The sequence below is a fragment of the Emcibacter nanhaiensis genome (assembly GCF_006385175.1).
GTDB classification, from domain to species: domain Bacteria; phylum Pseudomonadota; class Alphaproteobacteria; order Sphingomonadales; family Emcibacteraceae; genus Emcibacter; species Emcibacter nanhaiensis.
Map to the genome: position 1 here is coordinate 188,276 of NZ_VFIY01000006.1, position 11,742 is coordinate 200,017.

Here is an 11,742-nt window from a genome sequence, read left to right on the forward strand (position 1 = left end):
TTGTATTTTCTATTTCTACAGGAGTTATCACAAAAAATACGAAAAAGACAATAAATATATTATTTATATTATATTAAGCGTAAAATATATCAATATACAGTACGCATAATGTTTTTTGAGGCCGGTGAGGTTTGGCCCAAGTCTCAGGTGACCTGGATGTATCCAGAGCTATAGGGCAGTGTTTTCGCGTCAGGCGGCGCAGGAAATAATCTGCCCGTTGCGTTTTGAGCGGTATAGGCAATATTGTCGGGCCGAATTCGCTGTTGATGTTGATAACCCTCGAGCCACCCCGGATAGTCGTGAGGTCCGCTTTGCCGGATTGACCGGTCCACATCGCTTTTAACTGATATCAGGCGGATATTTTTTCTTCAATCCTGAACCGGGAAATCCCTTGTGAGGGACCTTCCTGAAGCCCTGTTTTATCCACTTCCCGCATCACATATCCAGATTGCGCGCATAAAGTGTTGTCCGGCATCTTCATAAATAAATTTTTAAGGAATTGAGCAAAAAAATAGCTGGTATGCATTATTAGAAAAATAAAAAATAATTAACTAACATGCAGAAATAAAAAGAAAAATCCATTCATGCCGTCAGGTTAAAGATATAAAAATGCAGAATGGAAAAAAGATTGTTTTAGATCGAATAAGTAGTAGGGCAGAAGTATCGTGAGTGTGCGAAAAGAGGCTATAGTTACAATTGAAGGCACTTTGGGTGTCAAAGATTCTAAAGATATTGGCCAGCGCCTATATGAGGCACTCGATAAGCACGAATGTGTCACCATTGATGTGCATGAGCAGGCAGAGTGCAGCATCGGCATAGTGCAGATCATAATCTCGGCGCAGCGTACAGCGCGCCATCTTGGCCGCGAGCTCAGACTCGCCGACACGCCATCCCCTGCATTTAAAACAATTCTCATCCGGGCGGGGTTGCTCTCGCCCGATGGGGGTGCCCGTACGGAAGAGGAACAATTCTGGGTTTCCTCTGCTGCTGAATTGGACAGAGAATTGGACGGAGTGACATCATGAGCAAGACGATTTTAACCATCGACGATTCCGCGTCGATCCGCCAGTTGATTTCCCTGACCCTGGGCGGGGCTGGCTATAATGTTATCGAAGCAGAAGACGGTGCGGAAGGGTTTGAGAAAGCCAAAAGCAATTCTGTCAATGCGGTGATCACGGATCTCAACATGCCTGTGATGAATGGTATCGAGTTCATCCGCAAATTCCGCGGCGACCCGTCCAGCACCGGCGTGCCGGTTCTCTTTCTCACCACGGAATCCTCTGATGACGTGAAACGAGAGGCGAAGGAAGCCGGCGCAACTGGATGGATTACCAAGCCTTTCAATCAGGAACAGCTCCTTGCCGTAATTAAAAAGGTCGTTGGCGCATGACAACTCCCGATCCCACAGAGGTATTTCTTCAGGAAGCGCGCGAACTGCTCGATACTCTGGAACAGGCACTTCTTGATCTTGAACAGTCACCGGACAACCGCGATTTGGTCGACAGCGCCTTTCGGGCCCTGCATACCATCAAAGGGTCCGGCTCAATGTTTGGTTTCGATGACGTCGCGGGCTTTGTGCACGAATTTGAGACGGCTTTTGACCGTGTTCGCAAAGGAGAGGTTGCTCCTTCTGCAGGTCTCATCGCTGTGGCGCTTTCTGCCAAGGATCATGTGCACCGGCTGATTGAGGAACCTGACCGGCATGTGGCGGCAGGGGAACCCATCCTCAAGGCGCTGCGTCAGATTGTTGAATGCGGAAACGAGGAGGAAATATCGGAAGATATTGCCGCGGAACAACCCGGGGAGATGGAGACCGGCCTTCAAACCTGGCATATTGTTTTCCGCTTGCCGGCAGATGCCCTGGCGCTGGGGACGGACCCCCTGTTGCTGTTGGATGAGCTCCGCGAACTCGGCAGCTGTGAGATCATGGCATTGACGGACGGCGTTCCGCTGCTGGATGAGATTGACCCCGAGATCTGCCATCTTGCCTGGGACGTGACCCTGACCACAAGCCAGCCGCGTCAGGCCATTGAAGATGTTTTCATGTTTATTCTGGATGACATGGAGCTGACCATCGAGCACGTTACCGGACAGGAAACGTCGCTGGGCGCTGGTGAGGGACAGGTGATGCGGGATGATGCCGCCACCGCTGAGGTTGCCCAGGCGAATGCGGCACTCCGGAAGGAGGGCAGCAACGGGGCGGTTGAGAAAACCGTTTCCTCCCTGCGGGTTCCTGCCGAACGACTGGACGAACTCATGGACCGGGTGGGTGAACTGGTGATTGCCCAGGCCCGCCTGTCGCAGATTGCCGTAACCAGCGAAGACCTTACTCTCAAGGCGGTTGCCGAAGAGCTTGAACGCCTGTCCTCTGGCCTGCGTGACACAACGATGGGAATTCGTATGGTGCCCATCGGGACGTTGTTCGGTCGCTTCAAGCGCCTGATTTTTGATCTGTCGCGTGAGCTCGACAAGGAAATTGAATTTCTTACCTCCGGCGAGGAAACCGAGCTGGACAAAACCGTCATCGAACGCCTCGCCGATCCGCTGGTTCATATCATTCGCAATGCCGTGGACCATGGTCTGGAGGCGCCGGAGAAACGCACACAAGCCGGTAAAGCCGCCCGAGGTACCGTTCGTCTTGCTGCCGTTCATTCCGGTGCGGAAGTGGCTATTTCCATTATTGATGACGGCGCCGGACTGGATGCAGCACGCATTCGCGCCAAGGCGGTGGATGCAGGACTGATTGAGGAAGATGCGCAGATCCCGGATCAGGAGCTGTACCAGTATATTTTCCACCCCGGCTTCTCGACCGCGGCTGAAGTCACGTCTTTGTCGGGCCGGGGCGTAGGCATGGATGTCGTCAAGCGTACCATGGATGCCCTGCGCGGCAGTATTGACGTGGCCTCGACCCCTGGTGAAGGGACGACGGTGACCCTTCGGCTGCCGCTGACGCTGGCGATCATTGACGGCATGCTCGTGCGGGTCGGGAATGCGCGCTATTCCATCCCGCTGTCAACCGTTGAAGAATGCGTCGAATTGCCCGCCTCTGCAGAGGCCGGCGACACGGGCCGCAATTTCCTTAATATCAGGGGCAGTCTTGTGCCGTTCCTGCGACTGCGCGAACTGTTCAACGTTGATGTGCCGCCGGACCTCCATCAAAAAGTTGTAGTGGTTTCTTCCGGTGACTTCCGCGTTGGTCTCGTCGTTGATCAGATCATTGAAAACAGTCAAACCGTTATCAAGTCGTTGAGCAAGTTTCATGCAGATGTGGAGACCTTTTCCGGGGCGACAATATTGGGCGACGGTACAGTGGCCCTGATCCTTGACGTTGGACATCTGGTGAGTTTTGGCCAGACCTTTGAAAGTCGATTTCGCACAGACAATGCGGGGAGGGCGGCATGACAGCGATGAATGAGAGCCAGGTTGCAGATACTGCCATGACAGCGCTGACTGTCGGCTTGCAGGGAGAAATCTTTGCTATTGAAGCGGAGAGCGTGCGGGAAATCCTGGACGTGGTGCCGATCACGGAAGTGCCCAATGCCCGGGCCTTTGTTGGCGGTCTTATCAATGTGCGTGGCCGCGTGGTGCCGCTGGCTGACCTGCGGGTGATGTTCAACATGGACCGGCCGCCGCCGGACGAGGACACCCGCATTGTGGTTATTGAAATTGATCTGGACGGCGAACCCACCATCACCGGGATTCTTGCTGACAAGGTTCACGATGTTACGGATATCGATGCGATCTCCGTTGAAGAAGCGCCGAAAGTCGGGATGCGCTGGCGTCCCGAGTTTATCCGAGGAATCGGTAAACGCGGTGAAGATTTTATCATAATCCCAGACATGGGGCGAATATTTGGCGAAAAAGTGGGCGATACAATGGCCCCGAGTTCGGATGAAAGGACTGAGTAAATGAGACTTACACTGAAGGTTAAACTGGGGGCGGTGTTTGCCACCATTGTCGTGCTTTCGGCCGGCGGCATGCTTCTTGGCATCAATAACCTTGGAAGCATCAAGGATAGTTATGACGGTGTGATCAACAACCAGATCGCCCGCATCAGGCTGATCAACCAGCTTGATGCGACCGCCGTGCGCATCGACAGGGACGAAAAGGATATCGTTCTTGCTTCGGATGAGGAGACCGTCAACAAAGTTGCCGTCTCCATCGAACAGAGAAAGTCAGAGGTCGATGATCTCTATACAAAAGTTTACGCGCTTTCCGGGGCGGAAGGCCGTGCCAACCTTGATGCTTTCAAGAAACAATGGAACAAGTTCCTGGAGAGCGATCTCAAAGTACAGAAACAGGCCCGGCTGCAATCCGCCGAAAAGGCGCGCCGCCTGGCGCAGGGCGACACCCGGAAAACCTACGATGCTGTCCTGAATAAAGTGAACGCGCTTGAAGAACATCTTCAGGCAAATGTAACAAAATCCAGGGACAGTGGTGCAATGCAACGGTATGTGGCCGTCTCTGATGTTACCGATTTCGTGCTGCGTGTTCGCGCAAATATGCTCAACGTGCTGGTATATCTGAATGATCCGGCGCAGCAGGAGCGGTTCGCGGAGATCGCCAATACGCGCATTTCTGAGCTTAATATGCAGATTGCAAAGGCTGAGGGACTGCTGACAGGGACTGACCTGGCTGCCCTTCGTGAGGTCAAGATGGCTGTTGACGCCTGGACGCCGCTGGTCAAGGAGACAGTGGCCAAGGGTGTGGAAAATGGCAGCTACTATGCCGGTGTTGCCGGTACTGAAGGTGCGCAATATCGTCGCGAGGCATTCAATATCCTCGGTGACATGACGGTTCGCATGCGTGAAGCGATCGTACAGGCGCAAGCCGACAATGCTGCCGCTTATGACTCCGCGCGCACATTCATGCTGGGTCTGCTGATCGCCATATCATTGATCGCGGCTATCTCAGCGACCTGGATCGTGCTGAATATTTCCCGCGCGGTGACCAGTGCGGTGAATCTTGCCCGCTCCGTCGCTGACGGGGACCTGAACGCCGTTGCGGAAGTCAAGTCCAATGATGAAATCAAAGACCTGATTGATGCCTTGAACTCAATGGTGGCAAAGCTGAAAAATATCGTCGGCGAGGTGACCGGTGCAACCCGCAATGTTGCAGCCGGCAGCCAGGAAATGGCCGCCGCAGCCGAACAGCTGAGCCAGGGTGCGACCGAACAGTCATCTTCAACAGAAGAAGCCTCTTCCTCTGTTGAACAGATGGCGGCCAACATCAAGCAGAATGCGGACAATTCCGGGCAGACTGAAGAAATTGCCCGCACCGCAGCAGTTGATGCCGAGAAATCTGGGTCGGCTGTGGCCGATGCGGTCAAGGCCATGGAGACCATTGCAGAGAAAATCCTGATCGTGCAGGAAATTGCCCGCCAGACCGACCTGCTGGCCCTCAATGCGGCTGTGGAAGCAGCCCGCGCGGGTGAACATGGCCGCGGCTTTGCGGTCGTGGCCTCCGAGGTCCGCAAACTGGCGGAAAGAAGTGCAGCCGCTGCCGAGGAAATCTCGGGTCTTTCCGGTGATACAGTAAAGGCAGCCCAGAGCGCAGGCGAGATGCTGTCCAAGCTGGTGCCGGATATCCAGAAGACCGCCGAGCTGATCTCCGAAATTTCTGCGGCCAGCAACGAACAGAATGCGGGGGCAAGCCAGATCAACGCCGCGATCCAGCAGCTTGACAAGGTCACCCAGCAGAATACGTCAGCAGCCGAGGAAATGTCCTCGACAGCTGAAGAGCTGGCCAGCCAGGCAGAGCAGATGCAGCAGACCATCAGCTTCTTCAAGCTGGATGAAAATGAGATGCGAGGCACTCGTTCGACCCCTGCCAGCCGCCGTCAGGCTGCTGTCTCCCCACATGCCGCACAACTCGACCATCTGGCTGAACAGCTGCGCCATGGCTTCCCGACCGGAAGGGGGACCGCGAGTGATCGTGGTGAGGCAGCTTCCACAGGTGGCTTTGCTTTGGACATGGGGGATGGCAAAGATGCGCTTGATGGCGAATTCACCCGCACGAAAGGCGTGGCATGAGCAGGGACGTCGCCATAACGGATGCGGCCCAGTATGTAACCCTCGGTATCGCGAGCGAATTGCTCGCGGTGCCGGTGGAACGGGTGCAGGAGATCCTGGAATCGCGGCAGGTCAGTCGCCTGCCGCATGCGCCTGAAAGCCTGCTGGGGCTGATTGACGTCAGGGGCATGAGCGTACCGGTTGTCGATCTGAGGCTGAAGCTTGGCTTTCCCCAGTCGGAAGATACGCACGACACCCGGATTGTGGTGTTGTTTGTTGAAATGAACGGACGGCAACTGACATTTGGGCTCAAGGCCGACCGGGTGTTCGAGGTTACGGTGCTGGACAGCAGTGAACTTGAAGCGTCGCCGGAAGTCGGGATGGAATGGCAATCTGAATGTATTGCCGGCATAGGCCGCCGTAACGGCAACTTCGTCACTGTACTCGATCTGGACAGCCTGTTCGACGGCGCCGAGGCATCGTTTGGCGTCCTGACTGAAACAGACAATGCGGAAGTTGCCTGACCCTGTCGATGCGTAATGGCGTTTGCCATTCGCTCCCATGTCCGGGAGAGGCAGGGAACAGTACCAGCAAGGAGTAAGGTCGGACCCTTTTATCAGGCCGGCTGACAGAGGAACATCTTATGGGGCACGTCGAAACGAGTGCAAAGGCTGCGACGGAAGCGAAAAATCGCCTGTCCGATGAGACCTACATGCGCATCGCCAGCATTATAAACAAGCATTCCGGCATCAAGCTACCGCCAGCCAAGCGTCTTATGGTGGAAGGTCGTTTGCGAAAGCGCGCGCAGATCTGTGGTCACAACAGTCTGGACGACTATTGCAGTTATCTGTTTGAAAACGGTGGGTTGGACGACGAGTTTGTTCACCTGGTAGATGCAATTACCACCAACAAGACGGACTTTTTCCGGGAGCCGGATCACTTTACACTGCTCAGGAACAGCCTCCTTCAGTCGTTAATCGGTCTGCGTCGGAGCGGCGCCAGAGCCAAGCTGAAAATATGGAGCGCGGCAAGTTCCAATGGTGCGGAAGCCTATACCATCGCGATGGTAATGGCGGAGGAAATGGCCCGGCATGGAAATATGGAGTTTTCTATTCTTGGAACCGATATTTCCTCGGCGATGGTCACCGCTGCGCGGCGGGCAATCTATCCGACCGAGATGATCACCCCTGTATCGGAAGAGCTGCAGGAAAAATATATTATGCGGGCTCGAATTCCGGAGCGGCAGGGCCAGGTTCGCATCGTCCCTGAATTGCGGCGTCGGGTGCGCTTTGAACTCCTGAACCTGATGAATGAGTCTTACGCCTATGATCGCGACGTGGACGTGATTTTTCTGCGCAACGTATTGATTTATTTCGATAAACCGACACAGGAGGCGGTGACATGCCGAATGATGGAGCATTTGCGGCCCGGAGGCTACCTCTTTCTCGGCCATTCTGAGTCTATGATTGGGACCAATCTCAGGCTGCATCAAGTGGCGCCGGCGGTGTTCCAGAAGGTTTAAAATCCAGAGGGTGAAAAGCGATATGGCAAATAGTTCTTTCCATTCCGCAAAAAACAGGAAAATCCGGGTGCTGATCGTGGACGATTCAGCGACCGTGCGTCAATGCCTCAGCGAGATTATTGCCAGCGACCCCAATCTGGAGGTCATGGCAACCGCGTCGGACCCTTATGTGGCAGCGGAGCGTATCCGGAAAGAAATTCCTGACGTTATGTTCCTCGATATTCAGATGCCGCGCATGGACGGCCTGACGTTTTTGCGCAAGATCATGGCGCAACGGCCCATTCCTGTTGTGATCTGTTCGACATTGACTGAAGAGGGGTCAGCAGCCTTTCTGCAGGCTCTGGAAGCCGGGGCGGTTGATGTCATTACCAAGCCCCGTGTCGATACGGCTCATGCCCTGAGTGAAAGCCGGACCATGATTTGTGATGTGGCGCATGCTGCTGCTCAGGCGCGACTGCCGCGACACCGACGGGCGCTGGAACCGGTCAAGGTTGAGCCCAAGCTGACTGCCGACGCCATTCTGCCGTCCAGCCGCTTTCGCCGGACAGCAACAGCCGTTAGCAATCAGATTGTCTGTATCGGCGCGTCCACAGGCGGAACCGAAGCCCTGCGCGTCATTCTGACGGCGCTGCCCGCCAACTGTCCGGGCATCGTTGTCGTCCAGCATATGCCCGAGAAATTCACTGCAGCGTTTGCCAAACGTCTCGACGGCATATGCGCCGTAAGGGTCAAGGAAGCCGAGACCGGGGATTTAATCCTGCCCGGACAAGTGCTGATCGCCCCCGGCAACCAGCACATGCTTATCGAACGAGTGGGGGGGAATTTCCGGTCTGTCATCAAGGGAGGACCGCAAGTTTCGAGACACCGTCCTTCTGTTGATGTGCTTTTCCGCTCTGCCGCACAACAGGCCGGGCCCAATGCGTTGGGCATTCTCCTGACCGGGATGGGAGATGATGGTGCCAATGGTCTTCTGGAGATGAAAACGGCCGGTGCACAGACGGTGGCTCAGGATGAAGAAAGCTGCGTCGTTTTCGGTATGCCTAAGGAAGCGATCGAGCGGGGGGCGGCCGATAGAGTTGTCGGACTCGACCGGATTGCCCATGTGATTATGGGAGCCGCCGTCGGGCAGTCAGGATGCGCGTCATGATGCCAGCTGCCATTCCAGATACGTCTTTCCAGCCTTTGTCTGCCGGCGTGCAGGAAACCTGCACAAAGATTGAGGAGCGGCTTGCAGCCTCCCGGTCTGTCATTGAACAGGATTTCTCGGATATGGGAGCCAGGCTCGCCGACAGTGCGCGACTGTTGAACGAGATTTCGGCAACCCACGCCAACACGGCGGCTACCCTGGAAAGCGAGGAGTTCAAGCGGGCCATATCCCAACTCAGGGGAATCCGCGACAAAATACTCGAAATGATCCAGCCGGTGGCAGACAGCCACGATTACCTGGGGCATCTGGCAAATATGGCTGCAGCCATCTCCAAGCCCATTTCAAACCTGTGCAGGACTGTCAAGACAATCGGAATCGTCGCTGTCAACGCCCGGATTTCGGCGGCAAGCCTGAATGCCGGTAAAGAAGACTTCGAAGTTTTCACCATGGGCATGACAAAGCTGGCTCTGAGCGCGGCAGACGCGGTCCAGGCGCTTTCGACATCATATGATGAAATGAGCAGCAGCCTGGCAATGGCCCGTACCGCCAATGCCGACCTCTCTGCCCGACAAAGCAGCAGCGTGAATCAGATACTGACCCGGCTCAACAGTCATCTGGAGGTGCTTGAGGAACAAAACGCCCGCGCCGCTACTAAATCTGTCGAATATGCGCAACTCCTTCGCCAAATAACCAGTCGCATCGGCGCTGCTGTTTCCGCACTTCAGATCGGCGACACCACACGCCAGCGGATTGAGCATGTAGAGCAGGCCCTGGCCACGTTGCGTACACATGAGAATGACAGTCATGATGGCGGCGGGCAGGAGGCGATTATCGCTGTGGTATGCAGTCTGCAGGTTGAGCAACTGGAGGATGCGGTTTCTGAATATGATGGCCGGATCGCTGACCTTATTGCGACCTTGCGGGCGCTGACCAGTGATGCCTCGGTTCTGGTTCGGGAAAGTGATAATAGCGCCGACAGTCTGCTGTCCTCCGGCGGGACGGCTCTCGCTGATCTGGTGGACGACCTGCATCGTCTTCATGCTTTGTTTGCGGAGGTCCGGGACACCAGGGCAGGCCTGGCAGATGTTGCCGAAAAGGTCATGCGAACCTTTTCCGTCATGACCACCCATATCGATGCCGTCCACAAGATTGAAGAAGACATGCGGCTGGTCAGCCTGAATACAACAATCCAGTGCGGACGACTGGGGACGGAAGGGCGCACCTTGAGCGTCATTGCCCAGGAGTTGCACGGCTTGACAGGGGAAACGGTGACCGCCGCCAGCGCCATTATGGAAATTCTTGCTGATGCGGATGGCATGATCAAAGAAACAGTGGCAGAAGAGGAAGGCTCTGAAGGGCTTGATCTTGAGACGGTGGAGACAGAGGCGTCATCTGCCACGGAGGTGCTTGAAGCCATCGTAAGCCGTACCCATGAAGCCGTAACCAATGTGGGACGTCAGGCACCGCATGCAATCGGCCTGATTGAGGAGACGGTAAATAGTGTGATTTTGCGTCAGGAGCTCAGCGGGAACTGGCGCTGGGCAAAAGGCGAACTTGAGGCGTTGTCCGCAACAAATATCGAGTGGGCGGGTACTCCTGCCGCGCTTAACCTCCTGTCAGAGTTACGCGCTCGCTATACGATGGATAGCGAGCGGAATGTCCATGATCGTCTGCTGGGGGAACCCTCCGACGTGGCATCTGGTGACCCGGGGAATGCTACCGCCCTGGAAATTGATGTGGAAGACTTGTTATTTTGAAAAAGATGATTATATAACACTATATAAATGTACTAATTATATATAATAAAACAGATATTTATATAATAAATTAGAATAATTCTATCATTTATGCTTTCTGCCGTGACGTGATTTTTGCGCAGGTAATCCGGATGAAAAGCGGCATTTAATACCCCGGACTGATTGGAGTCTGACTTCATCCCAAGAGCAATATTCAATTGTTGTAAGTTGCGAACTTATGGAAATTTTGAACAATATTTTGTCTAGCTCCAGCAGCTCCTTACCCTTCTATGGGCCACCTGAGCAGGGCGGGCAGGGAGTAGAGACTGTTCGATCTTTTTTTCATTCTTATATTCCCTGTTTGACGATAGACACATTGCAGCCACAAAAGCAGTTCACCTGGCGGGTTGACCGGGCTGCGACCGATAGCGTCGGTACCTGGAGATCGCGCTACAGCCATGATTGCGCTGCGCGGATGGAATGTGAGGAAGATATGCTTTTCATACTCTTTCCTCTGGTTGGGGCTGTTGAACTGGTTTCCGGGGGGCGTGAAACTGCTGTCGCAACACCGGGAAAAGCGTCTCTGATTTCAGTGAAGAACGTGGAGGAAGTCAGACTATATAGCAAAGAGGCTTACGCCCATGTGTCGCTCCAGTTTAATGCCGGCATGGTTTCCCGGACGCTGAATTCGATGTTTGGTCAGGGCTCGTTGAGCCAACTTGCCCTTGAGCCCAACGTCGATCTGTCTTTGCCTGCCGGACAAACCCTCAAGTCGCTGGCTGAAACAATTGTATCAGGCATGTACGGAGCCGGCGTGGTCAGGAAGTCGGCCCAGATGAGTGAGCTACTGGCGGACTCGATGTTACGCTTGATATTCGAGAATGTTCCTCACAGACTTAGCGGCAAATTGGAAAACAATGCCGCCGGCATTGCGCCGCGTCATGTGAAGGCAGCAATGGACTTTATGCAAGCCAATCTGCACTCCCCGCTGAGCGTTAGCGATATTGCGCAGCAGGTTGGCGTGAGCGTACGGTCATTGCAGGAGGGCTTTCGCAGGTTTATGGACATAACGCCAACAAGTTACCTGTGTCAGATCAGGCTGGAAGCGGTTCATGCGGAATTGTCGTCGGCTGAAAACAGGCTTCCAATTTACGAAGTTGCAACGAAATGGGGGTTTTCCCATCTCGGTCGGTTTTCCGCTCTTTATCGCAAGACATACGGCCGGCTTCCGTCGGAGACTATCAGTCAGGCCCACCGCTCTGCTTGACCTGAATAGGTTTGTTCCCCTGTAGCAGGAGATTGGCAGCAAAGGGCTGCATAGAGTGC

10 protein-coding genes are annotated in these 11,742 nt (G+C 54.5%); all 10 read left to right on the plus strand.

The genetic code is table 11. The features are described 5' to 3' along the window. The first annotated feature begins 665 nt into the window (after window positions 1-665). Window positions 666-1,025, plus strand: a complete 360-nt coding sequence (locus FIV46_RS08385; protein ID WP_181163132.1) for an STAS domain-containing protein — start codon at window positions 666-668, stop codon at window positions 1,023-1,025. Then, window positions 1,022-1,390, plus strand: a complete 369-nt coding sequence (locus FIV46_RS08390; RefSeq protein WP_139940395.1) for a response regulator — start codon at window positions 1,022-1,024, stop codon at window positions 1,388-1,390. Before FIV46_RS08385 ends, FIV46_RS08390 begins: the two co-directional genes overlap by 4 nt. After that, on the plus strand, window positions 1,387-3,402 hold the full coding sequence (locus tag FIV46_RS08395) for a chemotaxis protein CheA (RefSeq protein ID WP_139940397.1): 2,016 nt from the start codon (window positions 1,387-1,389) through the stop codon (window positions 3,400-3,402). The genes FIV46_RS08390 and FIV46_RS08395 overlap by 4 nt, the downstream gene beginning before the upstream one ends. Continuing rightward, on the plus strand, window positions 3,399-3,908 hold the full coding sequence (locus FIV46_RS08400) for a chemotaxis protein CheW (protein WP_219846015.1): 510 nt from the start codon (window positions 3,399-3,401) through the stop codon (window positions 3,906-3,908). The genes FIV46_RS08395 and FIV46_RS08400 overlap by 4 nt, the downstream gene beginning before the upstream one ends. After that, window positions 3,909-6,032, plus strand: coding sequence for a HAMP domain-containing methyl-accepting chemotaxis protein (locus tag FIV46_RS08405; protein WP_139940399.1), 2,124 nt, complete (start codon window positions 3,909-3,911; stop codon window positions 6,030-6,032). Then, window positions 6,029-6,535, plus strand: a complete 507-nt coding sequence (locus tag FIV46_RS08410) for a chemotaxis protein CheW (protein ID WP_139940401.1) — start codon at window positions 6,029-6,031, stop codon at window positions 6,533-6,535. The genes FIV46_RS08405 and FIV46_RS08410 overlap by 4 nt, the downstream gene beginning before the upstream one ends. A gap of 119 nt (window positions 6,536-6,654) precedes the next feature. Then, window positions 6,655-7,533 carry a CheR family methyltransferase gene (locus FIV46_RS08415; RefSeq protein ID WP_139940403.1) on the plus strand — a complete coding sequence of 293 codons (879 nt, stop codon included), beginning with the start codon at window positions 6,655-6,657 and terminating at the stop codon, window positions 7,531-7,533. Between the two features lie 22 nt (window positions 7,534-7,555). After that, window positions 7,556-8,680, plus strand: a complete 1,125-nt coding sequence (locus FIV46_RS08420; protein WP_139940405.1) for a protein-glutamate methylesterase/protein-glutamine glutaminase — start codon at window positions 7,556-7,558, stop codon at window positions 8,678-8,680. Further along, the gene (locus FIV46_RS08425) at window positions 8,677-10,437 is read left to right on the plus strand and encodes a hypothetical protein (RefSeq protein ID WP_139940407.1); all 1,761 of its coding nucleotides are present in this window, start codon (window positions 8,677-8,679) and stop codon (window positions 10,435-10,437) included. The genes FIV46_RS08420 and FIV46_RS08425 overlap by 4 nt, the downstream gene beginning before the upstream one ends. A 217-nt stretch (window positions 10,438-10,654) precedes the next feature. Beyond that, window positions 10,655-11,683 (plus strand): AraC family transcriptional regulator, encoded by a 1,029-nt coding sequence (locus FIV46_RS08430; protein ID WP_139940409.1) that lies wholly within the window; start codon window positions 10,655-10,657, stop codon window positions 11,681-11,683. Window positions 11,684-11,742 lie beyond the last annotated feature (59 nt).